We start from the raw sequence: 22,603 nt of genomic DNA, 5'->3' as shown, positions 1-22,603 counted from the left end.
GCTGCGACTGCTGAATGCCTACGGCATGATCGCTCAGCAGCCGGTGCCGAAGGCGTCGAAGAAATCGAGGAAGTCGAGGATGTCGATGGTAGTGTCGCCGTTGAAGTCGGGGTTGCCGTTTGAGCCGCAGGGCGCGGGCTGTCCGTCGCAGTTGCCGAAGTCGTCGAAGAAGTCGAGGAAGTCGAGGATGTCTGCTTCGGTGTCGCCGTTGTAGTCGGCGAGGCACGCGCCGGAGCCCTGGAACTCGTACGCACCGCGATCGGCGATGATGGCTCCACCCGCGCCGCCTGCGACGCCGGTGTTGGAAGTGGCGGTGTCGTCGACAAAGCGGGGGTTGCCGTCGAGGTCGAACTGGGCATCGGAGGGGAGAGCGGTGTTGTTGGCGCTGTCGATGGCGGGTGAGCCGGGGAGGAGTCGGTAGTCGCCGTTGGGGGCGTCGACGAAGAGGGGATCGGCGGAGGCGTTTCCGGCGCCGGGCCAGCCACCCTGGACGATGGAGTAGGTCACGGGGATGGTGCCGGAGACGCCCGCGGCGAGTTGGGGCCTCAGGAGATTTCCCCAGATGATGGAGTTGACGATGGGGCTTGTGGTGCTGCCTTCGTGGTAGACGCCGCCGTTGACGTTCTCGACGATGGTGGAGTTGGTGATGGTGATGGGGCGTGCGTCGGCGACGTAGATGCCGCCTCCGTTGGGGTTCGTGGCGGTGTTGCGTGCGATGAGTGAGTTTCGGACGATGACGGAACCGGTGGCTCTGCTGTAGATCGCGCCGCCGGACTTTGCGGTGCCGTTGGTGAATGTGCAGCGATCGATGGTGAGTACGCCGAAGCTTCGATTCCAGATGTGTCCGCCCTCACCCCATGCCGAGTTGTTGTCGAACGCACACTCGATGAAGGTCGGGCTCGCGCCGTCGATGTTGCTGACGGCCCCGCCGTTGACGAAGGGGGATGAGTTGACCTGTTGGACGTAGTTGTTGGTGAAGATGCAGCGGAGGAAGGTGGGGTTGGTCGGGTTTGTGGAGCTGCTGCTCTCGTTGAAGACCGCGCCGCCCTGCTGGCTGACGGCGAAGTTTGAGTCGAAGAGGCAGTCTTCGAAGAGGGCGCGTGTGCGGTAGTTGCTGACGGCGCCGGCTTCTCCTGCGTCGAGCAGGACGGCGTTATCGATGAAGCGACATCGTGTGTATCGGGTGCCGTTGGCTGTCTGCTGGTTTCTGACGGCGCCTGCGCCGCCGCCGACGCTGCCGGCGCCGGTGGCTCGGTTCCCTTGGAAGAGGCAGTCTTCCATGATGATGAGTCCGCGGGCAAGGACTGCGCCGGCTGCGGAGGCGGTGTTGTTGATGAACTGGCATCGCTCGAAGGAGTTGGGGACGGAGCCGGACGCGGCGGAGAAAGCGACTGCGCCGCCTGAGCCCCCGGTGCCGAGTCCCGCGTCGTTGTTCTCGAAGATGGTGTCGCGCACGGTGATGCCGGGCGCGCCGATGGAGAGGGAGAGGCCGCCGCCGCCGCTGGTGCGGTTGGCGATGAAGCGTGAGTTCTCGATGAGGACGGGGCCCGTGAGCGAGATGGTGCGGACGGTGCCGCTGCCTCTTGTGGCGAGGTTGTCTTCAAAGAGTGTGTTGTTGATGGTGAGGGATGTGGCATCGCGGACGAGGATTGCGCCGCCACCGCCGAAGGTGAGACTTGTTCCGAAGACCAGCACGGATGACGCGGCGTTGCTGAGGAAGGTACACGAGTCGATGGTGACCGCGCTGTTGCCGTAGGCGCCGAGCGCGGCGCCGCCGATCTCGAACGAGAGGTTGGACGTGAAGTGGGTCTGGGAGACGCTGAGGGTTGAGTTCGAGACGGAGATTGCTCCGCCGGCAACGGTGGTCTGCTCGAAGAGCGAGGCCTGGTTCTCCAGCACCTCGCAGGATTCGAGGGAGATGGTTGATCCGGAGGCGTAGAGGGCGGCTCCCGTTGCATCGCCGCTCTCGTTTGAGAGAAGGATGCAGGAGATCAGGCGCAGGTTGGCGTTGGTGGCGAGGATTCCCGCTCCGGAGCCGGTGCTGATGCCATCGCGGATCGTGAGCCCGTCGAGGGTTGCCTGTCCGACGGTGTCGGAGAGTGAGATCACGGAGCCGCCCACGAAGGGGTAGAGGAGGGTGTCTGAGGGGTCGGAGGTAGATCTGAGGGTGACGCCCTTGGAGCCGAGGTTGATGTTCTCGTAGTAGGAGCCGGGTGCGATGAGGATGGTGTCGCTGTGGAGTGCGGCATCGACTGCGGCCTGGATCGTGGGGTATTGGGCGGGTACGTGGAGGTCTGCGGCGGAGGCAGTCAGGTGAGCCGCGAGGAGCAATACAAGAGGGATCCTGCGTGACGTGTGGGCTTTCAGCATGGAAGAGGGCTCCTGATTGAGGGGTGTGCATGCCCAATCTACAAGGGTATCATTCTGTGTCAAGACTTGTGTTTGAACATTTTTCTGGAAGAACTGTCGGTCGTTTGGCATAATGTGGAAGTGACCAGCGGCGGAGTCGATCACGATGGCTGTTTCAGTCCAAGAGCATGGGTTTGAGGCCGAGGCAACGATCGTTCTGCGTGATCTGCGGCGATGTGTTGCGCGGGTGTTAGGGGATCTGCGTCCGTGCGTGAGGGCGTCGGCGTTGGCGACTGAGCTGGGGCTGGACCGATCGCTGGGGTGGAAGATCTGGACCTTGGCGCAGGGTGCTTCGACGAACCCATCGCCGAAGCATGTGCCGGGTCGGGCGGGGTTTCAGACATTTCTGGACGCGGCGAGTCGTGCGGGGGCATCGGAGCCGCACGTGGATGAGGCGCGTCAGGCGTTTGCGCGGTTCGAGGAGCTCTCGAAATCGCACGCTCGCGATCGCGCCTCGGCGGAGATCATGCTTGGGGCGTTGACATCCGAGGGGCGCGGGCGGCTTGAGTTGTCGCTGAGGCGGAACGCGTTCCGGGCGAATGCGCACTTTCTGGGTGTGCAGTGCGACACGCTGTTTCAGGCGGACGTGGTTGCGCCTGGTGTTCGCGGCGGCATGCCTCGTGTGGCTCGAGTGAGGGGACACTACGGGCTGACGCGCATGCGAGCGGGCGTGTCATGGGTTCTGTCGCGTTCGACGATGGTGACGCCGGATGGGAAGACGAGCGCGTACACGCGGCGACCCTTGGGTGATGCCGAGTGCGCAGCGGGGTGTGCGCCGGTTGCTGCTGCGTTCAGCACATCGCCGTTGCCGGTTGTCGCGAGGCGTCTGATGGACGGTGTTGTGTACCAGGACGAGTTAGAGGCGGGGCCTGTCGGGCTTTCTCGGGCGGTTGACGTTGTGATCGGCGAGGTTGTCGAGAACATTCCTTCTCACGGCGATGAGGAGGACGCGGTGACGGCGAGGATCTCGACGCCGTGCGAGCGGTTCTGCTACGACGTGATGCTGCACGAATCGATTGCGAGCCGGGGACAGCCGCGGATCGAGGTGTTCACGACGATTCACTCGGATCTGCCGTATGTGAGCGGTACTCGGGACCGGATCCCTGTCACGGAGGAATTGGAGTTGATAGGTACGGTGGATGAGGCGACACCGGCGGCGGAGGTGCCGCGGCACGCGGACCTGGTGTCGTGGATGCTTGGTTCGATCGGCGAGCGTGCGGATTCGTATCGTCTGTACCGGCTGCGGATGCGGTTTCCTCCGCTGCCGACGGTGGCGGCGGCGACGTACCGGCTTCGATAGCGTGATGTGGAAAGCGTGATGTGGAAAGAAAGTGTGCCGGAGCGATGACGCCCCGGCACACGGTATTGGTGGGCGTTGTGGAATTCAGCAGCCGCTGCCGAAGGCGTCCATGAAGTCGAGGAAGTCGAGGATGTCCACGATGGTGTCGCCTGTGAGATCGGCGTCGAAGGTTTCGCCGCACGGTGCGGGCTGTCCGTTGCAGGTTCCGAAGTCGTTCATGAAGTCGAGGAAGTCGAGGATGTCGACCTCTCCGTCGAGGTTGTAGTCGGCGAGGCACTGGATGGGACCTGGGCCGGGCCAGAATCCGGATTGGACGGAGTATGGGCCGCCGGTCATGGGGCCTGAGACCGGACCTGCGAGGGCCTGTCCGATGGTGCCCGTGACGACGTAGGCGCCGCCGACGGAGCGGCGGCCGCCTCCGGCGATGACGTGGCGGAGGATGTTGGGCGATGCGGCTGAGGCGACAGCGGCGAGTGCTGCCAGCGCGATTGCGGCGATGGCGAAGCGTCTGTGTGAGATTCGTGGGATCATGTTCATCTCCTGATGCGCGGGTGATGTGATTCGCGCTCAGCGTTGTTCGTTCGCGGCTTCCTGTGCGGGGGCTTGCGCGACGGGGGTGATGTTTGGAGTGTTGATGATCGCTGGCGCCTTGACGGCGTCCTGCTTCTTGGCCTTGACGTTCGGGTTCTGGAGCATCATGGCCCGGAGCTCGGCCATTTCGCGGCGCATCTGGGCGAGTTCGCCCTGGACACGGGCGAGGTCGTCGGCACGGGACTGGTTGCGTTCGGCGGCGATCTCAGCGGCGGTCTGGGGCATGCGGGTGGGGCCGTTGTTGCCGAGGAAGGGCGAGCCGCGGAAGTCGTCGCCGGTGATGGAGGGGTTGACGGTGCCGTAGGCGGTGGGGAAGTAGATGACGGTGAACTGGACGTCGAAGAGGGTGGCGGTGCCTCCGAAGCGAACCATGTTGAGGTGGTAGGTGTACGTTCCAGCAGACGGAACGGAGTAGACGGCGTGCGCTCCTGCGCCCGAGTCATAGGTGCCGGAGGGGGCGCCTGAGGGGATCTGGAAGAGCATGTCATCGAAAGCAGATCCGAGCCCGCCCGCTGTGTCGTCGATGTTCCACTCGACATATGACAAGCTGCCTGTCACGTGATTGATCGCTAAGTCGCCGTTGACGAGGACGAGGACGTATCCTGGGGCTGGAACGGTGATGGACCGCGAGATGACGGAGGTTCTCGTCGTGGTGATCGTGATGTTTCCGGCCTGGTTGTGGGCGAGTCCGGGTTCGTTGAGGATCTCGGTGGAGTTGATGGCGTTGACGGGGAGTGCGACGCTGTCATCGCCGGTGTTTCCGGTCGTGAGGGCCATCGCTGAGCTTGCTCCCGCCATCAGCAACTGCGCGGAGTTCTGTGCCCCGTCGTTGCTTTCCATGATGATGTACGAATTGAAGGTCGGGTTGACAAGACTGAAGTAGCCGCCACCACCGGCGGAAAAGTCCGGCTCCAGGGAGATATGAGCATGCCCTGACTGGTTCAGGGATCGTATAGCACCGCCATCGACATTAAGTTCGTTTTCGCCGAGTATCTGGATCGACGTTGCACCGGTGCCGGAGTCGAAGAGTCGGAGGTCGGCGCCCGCATCGTTGACACCGCCGCGCAGTTGGTAGGTCAGACGGCCAGTGTTGTTTGTGGACTGGTAGATGCCTCCCTGGTTTCCCGGCGAGGAGCTGGAGAGTCTGATGAGTCCGGACTGGGCGAAATCGAATGATTCGGATTCGATGAGAACGTTCAGGTGTCCGCTGCTTGCACGGAGTTCGATGAAGCCGGAGGTGTCAGTTGAGTGTCCGGCGTACATCACCGGGACGCCGGTGGCGTTGTTGGCGAAGAAGACCGATCCGTTGGAGTTGTTGAAGACACCGCCGGTCGGGTTGCCGGCGGCGGACGAGAGTTCGATCTGGTAGAAACTCTCTGGATAGAACCGGATCTTCGCATCGTTCGTGGATGAATGGACGACGAAGGGGGATGCGCCGCCGAGTGCGGTGGTGGCGAACGGCGTTGCGGAGAGGGGCTGGCGTGCTGGGAGGGTGACGAAAGCGCCGCTGCCTGCGGGGCTGCGGAGCTCTATCTGGAGATAGCGTTCCTGGCCGGTCTTGAGGGCGTCGATGCCGAAGTCGAGGGAGACGGTGAAGACGCCCCCGGAAACGGCGACGTTGTTGCGGTTGATCTGAGAGCCGATCTGGTTGCCGCCCGAGACGGCGTCCCAGAGGGTGAAACGGAGGTCTGCGTTCCCGGTGACGGGCGAGCCGGACTTCTGGATCTCGCCCTGGTAGGTGAATGCCGAGGTGACGGGCGCCGCGGGCGCGGCAGGGGCAACGGCCAGACCGGCAACGACAACGATCGCGGCGAGCAGGCGACGGGGCATCGTGGGTATCTCCATGGTTGTGGACAGGACTCTCTCTCGAACAGCCGGGCTCTTGGTCTCGGCGCTGAATGTACAACGAGGCCGCCCGAGACGGAACTGCTTTCAAGGTAGCAGATACCGGCGTTCTCTGGCGCGTGGGAAACGTAACTTTTCCGAACTCGGCGCGAAGCTGGGAAACCCTCGGCGGGCGGGCGTGGAGTCGCGAACAATGGACCATGTTGCCCATTCGCATTGCCTGCGTTCGGTATCTGAATACTTCGGTGCTTGTCGAGGGGCTTTCTGCGCTGGACGAGGTGCGGTTGATCCCGACGGTTCCTTCGCGGATTGCGGAGATGGTGCTGGGGGGCGAGGCGGATATCGGACTTGTCTCGCTCGCGGATGCGCTGCGGGGCGGGGGGGGCGGGGGCGAGGGCGGATCGGATTCGTCCGGTTTGACGCTTTTGCCTGTGGGGATGATCGGGTGTGATGGACCGACGCTGACGGTGCGGGTCTTTTCGCGTGTGCCGCTGGATGAGATCACGGAGATCCACGCGGACACGGACAGCCACACGTCGGTGGCGTTGGCGCAGGTGGTGTTGCATGCGCGGCACGGGCGGATGGTGGGTGTGAAGCCGTTTGATGCGCGTGAGCACATGCCGGTGTGGCTGAGCGGGGGTTCGGAGGAGGGTGCGTGGCCGGAGGCGATGCTGCTGATCGGGGACAAGGTTGTGACGGATTCGCCGCCGGCGGTGCGGTATCCGTATCAGGTGGATCTGGGCGAGGCGTGGCATGGGCTGACGGGTCTTCCGTTTGTGTACGCGGTGTGGGCGTGCCGCACGGGTGAGGAGGGGAGCGAGGGTGTGCGTCGCGGGTGCGAGATTCTGGATCGGACGCTTCGTCACAACATGACGCGGATCGACTGGATCATCACGCGGCGAGCGGGTGAGCATCGCTGGCCGCTCGATCTGGCGCGGATGTATCTGGGGTCTCTGCTGCGGTTCGGGATCGGTGAGCGTGAGCGTCGTGGGGCATCAGAGTTCGCGAAGCGTGCGCACGGGTTGGGGATCGTTGACCAGGGAACGTTGAGGTGGTTCGATGGGGCGGGCGCACCTTCGGCGTGTGTGTGAGCGATGCCCCCACTTCCACGCATTTCGGTCGGGGCACTCGCGCGGCTGGCGGAGGAGTTGCGGTTCGCGCCGCGTGATGCGCTGGAGCGCGATGTGGAGCGGATCGAGCGGCTGGCGCACGAGATCGACCCGGAGGCCCGGTATCCGGCGGAGTGGGTGGTGTTCCGCGTGACGGGCTTTCGGAGCGGGGGCGAGGACTCGCTGATGGTGACCGGATCGGAGCTGCTGAGGGATCTGTCTGCGCTGGCGGAGCGGCTGAGCGCGGTCGGCGGGCTTCGGGCGTCTGAGGGTGCGTACACGCTGGATGAGCTGGCGTCGAGATGGGGCGTGAGCACGAAGACGATCGAGCGGCTGCGGCGGCGCGGGCTGATCGCGCGGCGCGTGATGGGCGCGACGGGGCGTTCGCGGCTGTCGTTCTCGCGCGAGCCGACGGAGCGGTTCTTCGAGTTGAATCGCGGGATCGTCGAGCGTGCGGCGGGATATTCGAGAACGGACGATCGGATCCGGCAGCGTGTGATCCGCTGCGCGGGGCTGTATCGAGAGGCGGGATTGACGCTGAACCAGGCGGCGGGGCGGATCGCGCTTCGGTACAACCGGAGCAAGGAGGCGATCCGGAAGCAACTGATCAGGCACGACGAGATGTGCGAGGCGTCGGGGCGTGCGCCGTTGTTCGGGTGGCGTGCGCCGGTGCGGAGTTCGAGGTCGAGGCGGGCGCTTGAGGAGGTTTCGCGTGGGCGTGAGCCGCGGGCGATTGCTCGGGAGGCGGGGCGTTCGCCTGCGGCGGTGAGGCGCGCGGTGAATGTGCTGCGGGCGGAGCGACTGCGGGCGGAGTTTGAGGGGGTTCTGGAGCGGAGTGCGCGGGGCGAGCCCGCGCCGGAGACGTTGTCGGGTGGTGCGCTGGATGCGCCGGGTGTGGCCGAGGGGATCGGGTTGCCGGGGGAGACGGATCTCTTGGGGTTCGTGCGGGGAGCGCGGGAGCGGCGCGTGCCGATCGGCGCGCTCGAGCGTGCGCAGGCCGCGGCGGCGAGGGAGCTCGTGGTGCGGGCGGCGGCGTGGTCGCGCGCGATCGATCCGTTGTGGCCGTCGCCGGTGGTTCTGGATCGGACGGAGACCGCGCTGCGATGGGCGGCGCGATTGAGGAGCGAGTTGCTGCGCGCGAATCTCGCGCTGGTCATCGAGACGATCGAGGCGCGTGCGGGGCTGCGTCTTGAGGAGCAGCGCGCGGGGCGGGCGCGGGAGCTGGTGGAGATTGCGATGGAAGCCGCGGGGAGCGCGATGGAATCGTTCGATCCATCGAAGGGGGGTCGGCTTGCGGCACCGATCACGATGATGGTGACACGTGCGACGGCGCGATGGATGCGGGGTGAATCGGCGGCGATGCAGGAGCCGGCGGGGCGGGCGAGCCCTCGGCTGTCGGCGGGGGTTGTGATTCCGGACTGGACGCGTCGCGTTGCATCATGGCAGGCGTGGCTGGAGCCGGACGCGCGGGTGCGGGGCTCGATCGATGCGGTTTCGGGCGTGCATCCCTTGGCGTGCGCGGTGATGGGGATGCGTCACGGGTGGAGGGAGTGGTGCGAGCGTGCGGGGCTTGGGGCGTGCCGCCCTTCGACGTGCGCAGAGGTCGGGGCGCGGCTCGGCGTGTCGGCGACGAAGTGTGCGCGGCTCGAGCGGCTGTCACTACGAGCCGCGCTGGGCGGTCACGAGGGAGGGCAGGAGCGATGAGGTCGGTGGTGCAACGTGTGGCCGGCGCGTCTGTCTCGTGCAACGGGGAGACCCGATCGATCGGACGCGGGCTTGTCGTGCTTGTCGGGATCTATGAGAGCGATACGGAGCATGATCGGGCGTGGATGGCGGAGAAGGTGGTGAACCTTCGGATCTTCGAGGACGGTGCCGGGAAGATGAACCTCTCGACGATTGATGTGGGCGGCGCGGTGCTGCTTGTGCCGAACTTCACGATTGCGGGTGATGCGAGGAAGGGGAGGCGGCCGTCGTTCGATGCGGCGATGAGGCCGGAGCGGGCGGGGCCGGAGTTCGAGCGGCTGTGCGAGGATGTGCGCGCGCGGGGTGTGGATGTCGAGCGTGGCTTTTTCGGGGGGGAGATGATGGTCGAGATCCGGAACGACGGGCCGATCACGATCGTGCTGGACTCGCGCTGATCGTGGGCGGGGGAGCCGGCGAGCGAGGGACTACCTGTCCCACTTCCAACCGGGGCGGGCCTCGGGCCCGACCTTGTGGTTGAGGAGTTCCATGCGGATGAGTTCAACGGGGATCGCGCCGCACTTCAGGATCGCGTCGTGGAACTCTTTCTCGGTCATGAGCCCGGAATCGACGCATTCCTTTCGGAGGGTGCGGAACTGGAGGCCGCCGATCATGTAGGCGATCTGGTAGAGGGGGCCGTAGTCGCCGGCGATGAAGCGTCGGACCTCGCTGGTTGCGGTGAGGCGTTCGTGTCCGACGCGATCGACGAGGAAGTCGATCATCTCGGGGGGCTGCATCTGTCCGAGCTGAAACTTCATGGAGACGATGATGCGGGCGGCGCGGTGCATGCGCCAGAAGAGCATGCCGATGCGCTGCTCGGGGGTTGAGCCGTAGCCGACATCCCAGAGGAGCATCTCCCAGTAGAGGGCCCAGCCCTCGACGAGGAAGGGGGTTGAGAAGGCGCGGCGGTAGGGGCGTTCGCGCTGGGCGAAGAAGGCCTGGAGGTGGTGGCCGGGGATGAGCTCGTGGGGAGCGACGATGCGCATGAAGTAGCGGTTGTTGCCGCGCATCGACATCAGTTTGTCGTCGTGGGCCATGGCGCTTGTGGGGTATGCGATGAGGAATGCCTGGGGTCCGTAGGCGGCGAAGGGGAGGGTGCGCTGTCCCTCGGCGGAGAGCATGGTCTGGCGCCAGATCTCGTTGGCGAGTTCGGGGACGGTGAGCATGTCGCGGGAGGTGACGAAGTCGATGGCCTCGCGGGTGAGTTCGGTGGTGAGGGCGGCCTGCTCGCCGGGTCCGACGTGCTGCTTCTTGACGTGCTCGAGTCCATCGCGCCAGTTCTCGAAGCCGAGCTGGGTGGCGGCCTTTTTCATCTCCTGCTCGCACCAGGCGAACTCGCGCTCGCCGATCGCGAGGATCTCTTCGGGCGTGTAGTCGATCCACTCGGTGGCGAGATCCTGGACGAGTTTCTCGCGGCCGATGGGGTCGCCGACGAGGGGGTCGTCGGGCTCGCCCTTGATGCCGGCGATGTTCTCGCGGAGGAACCTGGCGTATTGGTCGAGCTCGCGCTGGGCCTCGTTGTACGGCGCGCTGACCCACCAGTCGAACTCGGGTGTGTACTGGGCGAAGTAGTCGTTCCACTGGCGGAGGGTCCAGCGGAGCTCGTCGATGGCGCGGGCGGCGCGGCGGGCGACGACGGGGGAGACTTCGAGGGGGGCCTGACCCTCGGCGTGGGTGGCGTTGCGCTGGTCGGCGGGTTTCTTGCCCTCTTCGATGCGCTGCCGGGCGGCCTTGATGCGCTGCTTGAAGGTGGCGAGGGTGGCGGCGGCCTGTTCGGCGTTGACGCCTTCGAGCCGGGAGCGTTGCTCTTCGAGGGCGACGATGTCGTCCTTGAAGGGGAGGATCTGGCGCATCTCCTCCCACTGGCGGCGTTTCTGCTGGATCTCGTTGTGGTCGGCTTCGAGTTTCGTGCGCATGAGGAGGTAGTCGACGCGGGCGCTGCGTCCGAGCTCGCAGTGGTTGACGGCCTTCAGGCGTTTGAGTCCGTCGGCGATGAGGGCCTCGCGCCGGGCGAGGGCGGCTTCGGACCACGCGGCGTCGTAGAAGATGGCGATGGAGCGTTCGTCGGCGTTGTACTGCTCGATGAGGGTGTGGAGGGAGTCGGTGTCGTCGAAGACAGGGGGTGCGGCGAGGGCGGGAAGCGCAGAGAGGAAGAGTGCGGCGAGAGGGGCGAGGGTGTGTAACCGGCGGGGCATCGATCGACTCCTGGGTGCTCGGCTGGACTTGCCACGCACAAGATACCGGCGAGTGGTGCCGGGCGTCGCGGAGCTGCTGGTTGCAGTTGCTCGCTCACTTCGCGGGAGCGGGAGACGATGGCGAGGGGCGTGCGTGTGACCTGCACCCCTGCGGGGTGCGATCGCCTCGTGGTGCGCTTTCCGTGGGTTGCGGCCGCCTTCGGCGACCTGACCCACGGCTGTCCACTCTCAGGCCTTCGGCCTGGAAGATTGTGTTCGCCCGCGTTGCGGCGAGGGGGCGTCGTCGCGCCGGGCGGGTTTCACGCGAACAATGGGGTGTGCCCGACGATCCCATCCCAGCCCCAACCGATGCCGACGGCTTCCTCCCGTCGGATACGCCGCCCCCGTGGGGGAGCGAGACGCGTGAGGATCGGCTGTCGCGCTTGTTGAAGAAGGCGCGGGCGTTGCCGGAGGTTCCGGGCGTGTATCTGATGAAGGACCACGCGGGTGTGGTTCTGTATGTGGGGAAGGCGTCGCGGCTGCCGGACCGGGTGTCGTCGTACTTCGTGCCGTCGGCGGACCTGGGGTTCAAGAAGCACCCGATGCTCGACCTGGTACACGACTTTGAGGTCCTGCCGTGCGAGGGGGAGTGGGAGGCGTTGCTGGCGGAGAACCGGCTGATCAAGGACATCCAGCCCCGGTTCAACGAGCGGCTGACGGACGACAAGACGTTTCCGTACCTGGTGGTGACGCAGCGGGAGGACTTTCCGCGGGTGTTCGTGACGCGGAATCCGGGAGGGATCGAGGAGGACGGGTCGGTCGCGCCGGAGATGAAGGGCGCGAGGATCTATGGGCCGTTCACGAATGTGGGGGCGCTGCGTGAGGCGGTGCAGATCCTGCAGCGGGTCTTCAAGTTCAGGACGTGCAAGCTGGACATCGTTGATGGAGACGAGAAGAACAGGTATTTCAGGCCGTGTCTTCTGTACGCGATCAACCAGTGTACTGCGCCGTGTGCCGCGAAGATCGGGAGGGAGCTGTATCGCATCGACGTGGAGCACTTCGTGCGGTTTCTGGGGTCGAAGCGGAGCGTGATGCTGCGGGAGATGCGTCAGGAGATGGAGCGGGAGGCGGCGGGGTTGAACTTTGAGCGAGCGGCGGTGCTGCGGGACCAGGTGCGGGCGATCGAGAAACTGGATGAGCGTGCGGATCGCTCGGAGGGGTGGCAGCCGGAGGCGGAGTTGGAGCGGCTGGACCCGAAGAAGGCGCTGGCGTCGCTGCAGCGGACGCTGGGGATGGAAGAGCCGATCCGGTGTGTCGAGGGGATCGACATCGCGCACCTTCAGGGCGGGGAGACTGTCGGCTCGAAGGTGTGCTTCGTGGACGGGCGGCCGTTGAAGAGCCAGTACCGGAGGTTCCGGATCAAGTCGGTGACGAACGATGACTATGCGTCGATCCGCGAGGTGGTGAGCCGCCGGTATCGGGAGGCGGGGGCGGGGCAGGAGTTGTATCCGGAGGTGATCCTGATCGACGGGGGATTGGGGCAGTTGCACGCGGCGATGGGCGCGTTCGAGCAGCTGGATGTGAAGCCGCCGATGGTGATCTCGCTGGCGAAGAAGGAGGAGTTGATCTATATCCAGGCGCGTTCGGAGCCGGTGCGCCTGGGTCGGGAGAACCTCGGGCTTCGGTTGTGCCAGCAGGTGCGTGACGAGGCGCATCGGTTTGCGCAGCACTATCACCACGTGCTGAGGCGGAAGAAGACGCTGGACGAGGAGTGAGGGGCAGAGCCGGGCGCAGGATGTTCTTGCATCCGGATCGTGGCCCGAGAACCGGAGTGCACTCTATTTAGCGGTTATTCGGGCGTTGTCCGGTCCATTTTGGCGCGCCGATCCGGTAAAGTCCGTTCTCCTTACGAGGGACGCGGGCGAGTGCTGCGTTCTCGGGTTGAGACGGTGCTTCGATCGATAGACGTGGGTGGTTTCTGCGGCGTGCGGCGGTGCAAACGCACATCGCGATCAGATTTTCGGCCGGCCCGCCTTGCGGATCGCGCCGACGTTGGAGATCGGGGCCAGACCCCGAGGGGAGCCGACGATGCGAGGACGTACTGCGAGAGGCGCCGAGGGCGGCGATCTGAATGGTGCGGCGGGTTGGTCCGGCGGGGCGGGCGCGGTGATTGACACGCTTGAGCCGCGGGTGCTGCTGGCGGCGGACCCGATCACGACCGACCATCCGCTGTGGGTGATGCAGCGTGCATCGGGCGCGATCGTCGTGGATGGGAACCTGAACGACCCGGCGTGGCAGAACGCGGTGCCGATCACGCGTGCACAGGCGTATCGGGAGAACAGCAGCGCGACGATCCGGATGCTGTACGACAGCGCGGGGGTGTATCTCTCGGCCGAGGTCGCGGACGAGTGGATCTGGATCGACGGACGGGGCTCGGGCGAGGGGCGTTACTGGGAGATCGAGCAGGACGATTCGGTGTCGTTCTATTTCGACATGAACAACTCGCGCGATCCGTTCTTCATGGAGAGCGACCGGATGATCGGCGTGGGGCTCGGCCCGCAGGGGGGCCCTGAGAACGGGTCGATCGTCACGAGGTACAAGTGGATCAAGGGAGACGGGCTCGGCTCGGGCGTGGGCGTGAACTTCGGCGCGTTGCTGGATGACGGCATCGTGTACGCGTCGGCGTATGTCGGCACGCCGAACAACAACGCGGACAAGGACAAGGGGTGGTCGACGGAGATCTTTGTGCCGTGGTCGTCGCTGGGCCGGACGAGCGCGCCGACGCACGGCTTCACGTTCGGGATGAACTTTGATGTGATCTTCGACAATGATGGCGGGCTGCGCGACCTGAACGTGAATCGGCGGGGCGTGAACAAGTGGACGTTGCCGGGGATCATCGACGACCATCTGCAGGGGGTTCACTCGTCGTCGTCATCGACGCTGGCGGGGCTGCGCGGCCCGATCAACTACGCGGAGGTGATGATCGTTGATCCGGCGGTTGATACGAGGCCGCGGGGGGTGTCGGATCTCGCTGTCGCGCTGACGACGGGATATGGCGCGAACCTGTCTTTCACCGCGCCGACCGGAACGTCGGGTGGCGCGGGGCATGTGGTGGGCTATCAGATTCGGTACGCCACGACGCCGATCACGAGCGAGGCGGCGTGGGACCGGGCGACGGTGTTTGAGAACGTGTATGTGCCGCGGCTTGCGGGAGGGGCGGAGGATCTTCGCCTCATCGGTCTCTCGCCGAGCACGGGGTATCACGTGGCGGTTCGGGGTGTGGACGCGATGGGGAATCCCGGGCCGCTCACGCCGAGCGTCGCGTTCACGACGCGGAGCGTGGTGCAGGACCCGAGCGGCGGGAACCGGATCGTTCCCTCGCCGACCGGTCCGACGCTGGTGCACGAGAACGGCACGCCGTTCGTGATGGTCGGCGACCACTTGGGTTCGTCGTGGAAGTACTGGCGGTCGTTGTTCCCCGGGGATGTGTGGGACCGGACGAATCTGATTTTCCAGAACTTCTACGAGAACACACCGGTGGAGGGGACGGCGGACGCTTACTTCCAGGAATTGAAGGACAAGGGGGTCAACACCTTGCGTCTGTACCTGGACTTTGTGTCGGACATCCATAACGAGAACAACCCGGACGGCCCGAACGGGTGGTACTGGCTGGAGTATCCGCGCGGGGTGTTCAACCCGGATATGCGTGACCACATGCTGCTCGCGCTGCAGAAGGCCGAGCAGTATGACATGCAGATCATTCTGTCGCCGTTCGGCTCGTACTTCTGGCCGGGCGTGTTCGAGACGATGACGCCGTGGCACACGAGCGCGGGCGGGCCGCTGACGGACCTGAACAACTTCTATCAGACGCCTCAGACGCTGGCGATGGCCAAGACGCGGATGAACACGGTGATCGACTGGCTGAAGTCGAGCCCGCACGCGCACCGTGCGATCGGTTGGGAGGTGATGAGCGAGTGGGACGCGATGTGGACGAAGAACACCGAGGGCGACTCGGTGCCGTCGCGGGACCCCGAGATGCAGCGTCGGGCGGTGTGGATCGGGGAGCTGGCGACGCACATCCGCGAGCGTGATCCGCTGCGTCTGGTGATCCAGTCGACGATCGCGCCCGATCCGCGCGGGCCGGTGGCGCGTCTGGCGTTCACGCACCGGGCGTTCGATCTCGCCACGCCCCACCTCTACACCATGGGGAACGAGGAGGGCGTGAACAACCCGCACACGGACATCCTGGTGAAGCCGGCGTTCGACAACGCGAATCTGTCTGCGTACTGGATGTCGAGCGACCACTTGAAGCGTCCGATGGTCAACGGCGAGTGGGGCCCGACGCGCGAGGTGTGGCCGGGGGGCGTGCCGACATACTCGCCGGGTTTCACGGCGGATGACGACAACGGTGTCTTCCGCGTGATGATGTGGTCGGGGCTTGCGTCGGGACAGATCGGCACGGGCCTGCGGATGCCGTCGGCGACGCTCGCGGGCAACGGCTTCCTGCTGTCGGACGTGATGCGCGGGGTGCAGACGACGGTCAGGGCCTTTGTCGATCCGTCGTACACGGGGGGCGCGAGCGGCGTCTGGATCGACTGGAGCCGCTTCAACTTCGGGACGCTCGCCGGGCGTTTGTCGGCTTCGAGCGCGTCGGGGAAGGGGCTGCACGCGTGGGGGATCTCCGACGGGTCGCAGGGCATCGTGTATGTGATGCACGATCGCAACGTCTCTTCGGGTTCCGTGTCGGACGGAACGCTGGTCGTCTCGGGGCTCGGGCGCGACATGGTGGTGGATGTTGAGATCTGGTCGCCGGGCCCTGACCAGTTGGGGCCGATCGCGACGGTCGAGGCGGCGTATGTGGGGATCGGGAATCTGTCGGTCACGCTTCCGACGTTCACGGATGACGTGGTGCTGAAGTTCAGGGCGCGTGCGAAGTCGCCGGAGCAGCCGCAGGTCGTGGTGGGCTTGCGCGCGGGGCCCCGGCAGTTGACGTTCGCGCTGGACGCTGCGGGTCGTCCGTTTGCGACGCAGGTCCACAACACGACGGGCGTGACGACGGAGATTCCGATCGCGCGTCTGACGCGGTTCGTGGGGCGGATCACGGACATGACGGCGTATGTGCGGGGCACGAACACGAACGTGGCGTATCTCGCGGCGACGGATGAGAACCGGAACCTGTGGCTCTTCACGGGCAACCTGCTGAACGGCGTCTGGACCGCGCGGAACCTGACGGTTGAGCGGAACTTCCCCGGCGTGACGGGGGATCTGACGACGTACCAGCCGAAGTGGGGCTCGATCCACATCGGCGGGGTTGACGCGAAGGGGAACGCCGTGAACTACTGGTTCACGGGTGGGCTTCCCGATTGGCAGTTCGCGAACCTGACGCGCCGGATCAACGGCCCGGTGCTTGTCGGGGGTCTGACCTCGTATGTGACGAGCTGGAACGGGCTCAACCTCGCGGGCGTGAACAGCAACGGGGACGTGATCGTGTACTGGTGGTCCCCCGCGCTCGGGGACGGGAACTGGACGTTCCTGAACATGACGCGGCGGTTCGACCTGCCCGCGCTGGTCGGACAGATCGATGCGTTCGTTTCGGCGGGAGGCGGGCTGAACATCGTCGGCGTCGATCCGAGCGGTCACCTTCAGCAGTACTGGTGGAAGCCGGGGCTCTCGCCCGAGCCGAACCGCTGGCGCGTGCGCGATCTGACGGCCGAGTCCTCTGGTCCGACGCTCAGGCCGGGGGCGCAGGGGTTTGTTTCGGCGGACGGGAACATCTACGTGTTCGCGACGACGGTGGATGATGAGCTGATCTCGACGCGGTATCGCCCCTCGAGCAACTCGTGGCTCTCGACCAACGTGACGCAGACGACCGCTTCGAGCGATGTGGGATTCCCGATCGGCGGCTCGATCTGGGGCTCGATTCTGCGCGTGGGCGCGAGGGCGAGATCCGATGATCCGACGCTGATCCTGTTCCGGTTCGATCCGACGGGGAGCGTGTGGACGGCGTTGGACACGGGGCGTGTGATCGCGGTGTGAGGGCGGTCGGCGGGGTCACGCGGCGTTGGCTTCGGGGGAGCCCCGGCGTTCGGTCGTCGGCGACTGATCGCGCTCGATGTGCCGGGCGATGCATGCGAGCAGCGCGGGAGCGTTGATGGGCTTGGTCTGGTAGTCGGTACACCCGGCATCGAGGCAGCGTTCGCGATCGCCCTGCATGGCGTGTGCGGTCAGCGCGATGATGGGGAGCGTGCGGCCGCTCGCTCGCAGCGCGCGGGTGGCGTCGTACCCGTCCAACTTCGGCATCTGCATGTCCATGAGGATCGCGCTGAACGGCTTTCCGTCTTGTTCTGCTCGCTCGACGGCCCTGATCGCTTCCTCGCCGTTGGGCACGATCTCGATGTCCGCTCCGGCTTTGCGAAGGTGGAATGCGATGAGGCGTTGATTGTCGGGTCCGTCCTCGGCGAGCAGGATGCGGCCCTCGATGCGCGCGGGCCGGTTGGCGATCCGTGCGGCGTCGGGCGCGGCGATGTGCGCGACGGGCTCGTGGTGGATCGCGACGCCCGAGAGGTCTCCGGTGGGGATGGCGAGGGTGAAGGTGCTGCCCGCGCCGGGGCTGCTGCGGACGGAGAGAGAGCCGCCCATGAGCTCGGCGATGCGTCTTGATATCGCGAGGCCGAGTCCGCTTCCGCCGAACCGGCGGGTTGGTGAGGTGTCGACCTGTGTGAATGGCGTGAAGAGACGCGCGACCGCCTCCTTTGACATGCCGATGCCGGTGTCGGTGACATCGACGCGGAGCATCGGCTCGGCGTCGGAGCCGCGCACGGCGTGCACCACGACGGTGATGGAGCCGGACTCGGTGAACTTCACGGCGTTTCCAACGAGGTTCATGAGGATCTGGCGGAGACGGAGCGGGTCTGTGGTGATGGAAACGGGCTGGGGATACTCGAATCTTGATTCGAGCGTGACGCCCTTCTCGGCGGCGCGGATGCGCATCAGCGATTCGATCTCGGTGACGATGGTTCGGACGCAGCAGCGTTCGGGCGAGAGGTCCATGCGCCTTGCCTCGATCTTCGAGAGATCGAGGACGTCGTTGATGATCCCGAGCAGGTGCTCGCCGTTGCGCCGGATGGTCAGGATGTGGGCGTTGCGCTGCTCGGGCGAGAGCGAGGGATCCTGGATGAGGTCCGCGAAGCCGAGGACGGCCGTCATCGGGGTTCGGATCTCGTGGCTCATGTTCGCGAGGAAGGTGCTCTTGGCGCGGCTGGCGGCCTCCGCTTCTGCCTTTGCGTCTTCGAGCTGCAGGGTTCGTGCCTCGACGAGCGCGCCGACAATCTCGGCGCGCTGCTCCGCCTCGGCGCGGCCGAGCGCGACGCCCCGCGCATCGCGCAGGCCGCGGGAGATCGCGAGGAGGAGAACCGAAACCTCGAAGAGCACCCATGCCGCGTGCTCGATCCACCGCCAACCCGAGCTTGCGGTGGTGCCGAAGACGGACATCGGCCACCAGAGACCCCTGGCCCAGTGATCGGCGGCGACGATGACGGTGGCGGTCACGAGCACCTTCCAGTCGCGATAGACGGCGAGGAAGGCGAGCGAGCCGAAGATATGGAAGTGCGTCTCGATTCTGCCGCCGCTGAGGTGGATGAGGAGCATGGAGAAGGCCATCTGCGCCGTGGCGACGCAGTAGCGTGTGACTGCGCGTCCGGGGAGGAGTATGGCGAGCGCGATGGGGAGGGACGCGATGACGCCGCCCAGAATGGCCGCGACCCAGACGTGGATGTGAAGTGTGCTGGTCTCTCCGATCCATGTTCTGGGTGAGATGAGCAGCGAGGCGAGGACGGCCCCGATCCACTGCAGGAGCATGAGACCCGCGAACATGCGGTCGGTAGAGGCGCGGCTGCGTTGCAGCCCGTCGCGATAGATCTGATCGGCCCTGGCGTGGAGAGCGGTGTCCGCCTGCGACGCGTTCATCGCTTCGCCCCCGGGGCGCAGTCTCGCTCATGCGTGATCTGGCAGCCGAAGACGGGGCTTGCCTCTGGTGTGACGCGTGCGAGGGTGAGCGTGTCGTCGGAATCGCGTTGGGCACGGAGAAGGGGAAGCACGCGTTCGTGCGCGGGGCTGTGTCCTTGCTGGCCCCGGGAGCGTGTGATGCCGCCCGAGAAGGCGACCGAGCCGGCGGCTGTCCGGACCACGAGGTGGCCTGATGTCAGGGCTCCATCGGCGTGGGCGCGGGCTGCTTCGGGATCGATGAGAACGCGGGCGCGCGGGATCTGTTCTGCGATACGCCAGGCGCGGCCCTTCGCCCAGTCGTCGGGGGCATCGGCGGGGCGGTAGACATGGATCTCGACGTCGGCTTCGACACCGGGTGAGGACATGAGAGCGGCGAGTTCGAGCAACGAGGCCCGAGAGCATGGGCATCGGGGGTGGACGTACATGCGGGCGAGGGGGCGGGGGGCTTGTTCTCGGGCAGCAGACTCATGGCCAGCGGGCTCAGGACCGATCGGGCCGGGCCGATTCGCGTAGTGCTCGATGAAGCCGATGCCGATGCCGAGCGTGCCGAGCCAGAGGCACACGATCGCTGCGAGAGAGCGGGTTGCGAGGAAGGCCTTCATGGAGGACTCAGAGCTGGGAGACACCGAGAGGGAGAGATGAGCGATTCGCCGTCAATGCATCGACAACGCCTGAGCGGGCGTTCAGCGATGGGCACCGGATCGACGCGCAAAGCGACCCTGGTACCCGGCAATAGGTGGGCGAACCGGGCGAGTATCAGTAGTTTTACCCATGCCCTTGCCGAGGCCGGGCGAGTGATGCGGCGCGAGAGCGAGCAGGGTCACTGAGTCGCTATACGGCGGAAGCGCCAGATTCCGTATCCTGCGTCAATCAAGAAGAGTGCCGCGACCGCGATTACAGCCGAGACATCGAATCCCGTAGGAATGCTGTGTTTTATTATTAGCAGTGCGTATATGAGAGAACCAACTCCGGCGAGGAGCATGGCCAGGAGACAGGCGCCGATGACAAGGTTTGAGTAGTCGTGTGTGCCGTGCGCTCGTCGGTCGATGACGATCTCCACAACAGTGCATCCCACAAGTGCCGCAATGTACAGGGTGATGATCGCGATCTGGTGCATCTGCATCCCGTTTCGTTCACGTGCCGCGGACGTTGCCGAAGAGTTCGATGTGCAGGCGGCTGCAGTAGCGCCAGCCGCGTGAGAGGCAGGCGTTGAGAACCCAGGCCTTGTGCTCGGGCGTCGGGGGCTTGACGCCCTCGGGCATGAGCATGATGTCGCTGGGCGCGAGGTTGGTGAGCTGCGCGAGGAGGGCGTCGATCTCGGCGAGGTCGGCGGGTTCTGAGTTCTGGGCGACGACGAACTTGAGTTGGCGATCGGGATAGGCGTCGATCAGTTGCTGGATGATGGGGATGTTGAGGCGGCGTTCCTCGTGGCGGGTTGCCCATGCGCCCGTGGGATCGCGCGGGTCGAGCGAGCCGCCGGGGCCGCGCGGCGTGGAGTTGGAGAGCTTGGGGCTCATGCTCATGAGCGCGCAGCCGGTTTCGGAGGGTGGACGGAAGATGGTGGCGGCGGTCTCGTAGGTGACGTGCATGCCGCGTGAGGCGAGCTCGCGACCGAGGGCGGCCATGGCATCGAAGAGCATGGGCTCGCCACCTGTGAGCACGGCGTGGCGGACTCCCCCGCCCCCCCCGCCCCCCCCACTTTCTGATCGCATGTGCGCAGCGGCCTCGGTGATGAGGTCATCGACGGTGCGTGTCGGGCCTTCGGGGTTCCAACTGGCATAGGGGGTGTCGCACCAGGCGCAGCGGAGGTTGCAGCCGCTCACGCGGCAGAACCAACTGGGGACGCCGGTGAGTTTGCCCTCGCCCTGCACGGAGACGAAGGTCTCCGCGATGCGGACGCGCGAGGCGTCGGGGTGTGCGAGTGGAAGGGTCATGTGTGAGGGGTGGCGTAGCGCGTGGGATCGGGGATGTCGGCGTCGGCGAAGCCCTTGATGCGGATGCGGCAGGAGTCGCACGAGCGACAGGAGAAGCCGCGGGGATCGGGGTCGTAGCAGGATGTGGTGAGTGAGAGGTCGACGCCGAGTTCGTGGCCGCGTCGGATGATGTCGGCTTTGGTGAGATCGATGAGGGGTGCGCGGACGCGGAATGGGCGACCCTCGACGCCGTCCTTGGTGGCGAGGTTGGCGGTGCGTTCGAAGGACTCGATGAACGCGGGGCGGCAGTCGGGGTAGCCGGAGTAATCAACGGCGTTGGCACCGATGAAGATGTCGCGGGCGCCGACGACTTCGGCGAGGCCGAGCGCGATGGAGAGGAAGACGAGGTTGCGGGCGGGGACGTAGGTGATGGGGATGGAGGAGGCGGGCGTGGCGTGCTTCGGCACGTCGATGTCGGCGGTGAGGGCCGAGCCGCCGACGAGCCGGAGATCGAGCGGGATGATGCGGTGATCGGCGGCGTGGAGGTGGGCGGCGATCTTGCGGGCGGCGTCGAGTTCGATGCGGTGGCGCTGGCCGTAGTCGAAGGAGATGGCGTGGCAGGTGAGGCCCTGGGATTGGGCGACGGCGAGCGTGACCGCGCTGTCGAGGCCACCTGAGAGGAGGACGACGGCGCGTCGTTGTGAGGAGGTTGATGAGAGGTCGGTCACGTCGCTTGGTGCGACCCCGAGCTTGCGCTCGGGGCTCCCTCAGAGCACTTTCTCAATGTACACGAGTGGAAGGGCCTTCCCTCGCGCCGGTACTTGCGTTCGAAGTTGGTGCCGACGAGCTCGCCCTCTCCCGCTGCGGAGGTCTTTGTGTACTCAAGCCGCTCAAAGGGAGGGAGGGGAATGTCAGCGGGGATCTGCGCGGGGCGCTCGGTGTGGGGTGCGGTCCAGCGGGTGAAGCGTTCTTCCATCCATGTCCAGTAGTCGGCGTGGTCGGTGACGATGCGGAGTTCGCCGCCGGGGATGAGGGCTCGCCACGCATCGGCGAGGAATCGGTCCTGCACCACGCGGTTCTTGTGGTGCTTGCTCTTGGGCCACGGGTCGCTGAAGTAGAGGTGGATGACGCGGACGATCCCGGGGGGCATGCGCCAGCGGAGGAACTCGGTGGCATCGGCGCGGAGCATGCGGGCGTTGGTGGCGTTGACGCGGCGGAGGCGGTCGGCGGAGTAGGCGTAGTACTCACCCTCCCACTCGATGCCGAGGAAGTTGGTATCGGGGCGGGCGCGGGACTCTTCGAGGATGAAGGTGCCCTTGCCGCACCCGATCTCGAGCTCGAAGGGGAGAGCGGGGTTCTTGAACCAGTTGCGCGGGTCGAGGCGGCCGCTGTCGGGGTCGGTGAGGATGGAGTCGGGGAGGGGTGGGAGTTCGGTTGGCGCGATACCGATGACGCCGGGGGCGTCGTCGAATTTCGTGCCGTGAAGGGGTGGGGCGGCCCCGGGGTCGTGCATCGGGG

Annotated in this window: 16 protein-coding genes; 6 read left to right on the top strand and 10 right to left on the bottom strand. The window is 65.9% G+C overall.

From position 1 onward, the window contains the following. Nucleotides 1-33: 33 nt before the first annotated feature. The gene (locus tag KF838_14415) at nt 34-2,370 is read right to left on the bottom strand and encodes a right-handed parallel beta-helix repeat-containing protein (GenBank protein QYK47970.1); all 2,337 of its coding nucleotides are present in this window, start codon (nt 2,368-2,370) and stop codon (nt 34-36) included. 145 nt (nt 2,371-2,515) lie between these two features. Here KF838_14415 and KF838_14410 point away from each other — a divergent pair, with 145 nt between their 5' ends. After that, nucleotides 2,516-3,709, top strand: a complete 1,194-nt coding sequence (locus tag KF838_14410) for a hypothetical protein (protein ID QYK47969.1) — start codon at nt 2,516-2,518, stop codon at nt 3,707-3,709. Nucleotides 3,710-3,793: 84 nt separating this feature from the next. On the opposite strand, the gene KF838_14405 is transcribed toward KF838_14410, so the two are convergent. Together KF838_14405 and KF838_14400 are read right to left on the bottom strand one after the other, a co-directional pair. Then, nucleotides 3,794-4,240, bottom strand: coding sequence for a hypothetical protein (locus KF838_14405; protein QYK47968.1), 447 nt, complete (start codon nt 4,238-4,240; stop codon nt 3,794-3,796). Nucleotides 4,241-4,276: 36 nt separating this feature from the next. Continuing rightward, nucleotides 4,277-6,130, bottom strand: a complete 1,854-nt coding sequence (locus tag KF838_14400; GenBank protein QYK47967.1) for a hypothetical protein — start codon at nt 6,128-6,130, stop codon at nt 4,277-4,279. A 215-nt stretch (nt 6,131-6,345) separates the two neighbouring features. Here KF838_14400 and KF838_14395 point away from each other — a divergent pair, with 215 nt between their 5' ends. The 3 genes from KF838_14395 to dtd are packed head-to-tail and all read left to right on the top strand — an operon-like array spanning nt 6,346 to nt 9,392. Further along, nucleotides 6,346-7,236 (top strand): menaquinone biosynthesis protein, encoded by an 891-nt coding sequence (locus KF838_14395; GenBank protein ID QYK47966.1) that lies wholly within the window; start codon nt 6,346-6,348, stop codon nt 7,234-7,236. 3 nt (nt 7,237-7,239) lie between these two features. Next, nucleotides 7,240-8,958 (top strand): hypothetical protein, encoded by a 1,719-nt coding sequence (locus tag KF838_14390; protein QYK47965.1) that lies wholly within the window; start codon nt 7,240-7,242, stop codon nt 8,956-8,958. Further along, entirely contained in the window at nt 8,955-9,392 is a 438-nt protein-coding gene (gene dtd / locus KF838_14385; GenBank protein QYK47964.1) for a D-tyrosyl-tRNA(Tyr) deacylase, read from the top strand. The genes KF838_14390 and dtd overlap by 4 nt, the downstream gene beginning before the upstream one ends. Before the next feature lie 30 nt (nt 9,393-9,422). Here the strand turns inward: dtd and KF838_14380 are convergent, their stop codons facing one another. Then, nucleotides 9,423-11,189: a DUF885 family protein gene (locus KF838_14380; GenBank protein ID QYK47963.1), complete on the bottom strand. Its 1,767-nt coding sequence runs from the start codon at nt 11,187-11,189 to the stop codon at nt 9,423-9,425. A gap of 470 nt (nt 11,190-11,659) precedes the next feature. Between KF838_14380 and KF838_14375 the strand changes: the two genes are divergently transcribed. Together KF838_14375 and KF838_14370 are read left to right on the top strand one after the other, a co-directional pair. After that, nucleotides 11,660-12,943, top strand: coding sequence for a UvrB/UvrC motif-containing protein (locus tag KF838_14375; protein QYK49843.1), 1,284 nt, complete (start codon nt 11,660-11,662; stop codon nt 12,941-12,943). A 313-nt stretch (nt 12,944-13,256) separates the two neighbouring features. Continuing rightward, on the top strand, nt 13,257-17,204 hold the full coding sequence (locus KF838_14370) for an LEPR-XLL domain-containing protein (GenBank protein ID QYK47962.1): 3,948 nt from the start codon (nt 13,257-13,259) through the stop codon (nt 17,202-17,204). Between the two features lie 15 nt (nt 17,205-17,219). Here the strand turns inward: KF838_14370 and KF838_14365 are convergent, their stop codons facing one another. The 6 genes from KF838_14365 to trmB form a co-directional block, all read right to left on the bottom strand. After that, complete coding sequence (locus KF838_14365; GenBank protein ID QYK47961.1) at nt 17,220-19,133, bottom strand: response regulator; 1,914 nt, start codon at nt 19,131-19,133, stop codon at nt 17,220-17,222. Beyond that, a complete protein-coding gene (locus KF838_14360; protein ID QYK47960.1) occupies nt 19,130-19,774 on the bottom strand; it encodes a hypothetical protein in 645 nt (214 codons plus the stop codon). Before KF838_14360 ends, KF838_14365 begins: the two co-directional genes overlap by 4 nt. Nucleotides 19,775-19,992: 218 nt before the next feature. Then, nucleotides 19,993-20,289, bottom strand: coding sequence for a hypothetical protein (locus KF838_14355; GenBank protein ID QYK47959.1), 297 nt, complete (start codon nt 20,287-20,289; stop codon nt 19,993-19,995). Nucleotides 20,290-20,305: 16 nt separating this feature from the next. Then, on the bottom strand, nt 20,306-21,106 hold the full coding sequence (locus KF838_14350; protein ID QYK47958.1) for a 7-carboxy-7-deazaguanine synthase QueE: 801 nt from the start codon (nt 21,104-21,106) through the stop codon (nt 20,306-20,308). After that, on the bottom strand, nt 21,103-21,813 hold the full coding sequence (gene queC, locus KF838_14345) for a 7-cyano-7-deazaguanine synthase QueC (GenBank protein ID QYK47957.1): 711 nt from the start codon (nt 21,811-21,813) through the stop codon (nt 21,103-21,105). The genes KF838_14350 and queC overlap by 4 nt, the downstream gene beginning before the upstream one ends. Then, nucleotides 21,810-22,598: a tRNA (guanosine(46)-N7)-methyltransferase TrmB gene (gene trmB, locus KF838_14340; protein QYK47956.1), complete on the bottom strand. Its 789-nt coding sequence runs from the start codon at nt 22,596-22,598 to the stop codon at nt 21,810-21,812. Before trmB ends, queC begins: the two co-directional genes overlap by 4 nt. Between the last annotated feature and the right edge of the window lie 5 nt (nt 22,599-22,603).

It is taken from the genome of Phycisphaeraceae bacterium (genome assembly GCA_019454185.1).
GTDB lineage: Bacteria > Planctomycetota > Phycisphaerae > Phycisphaerales > UBA1924 > JAHBWV01.
This window is presented reverse-complemented; position numbering and strand designations above follow the sequence as displayed.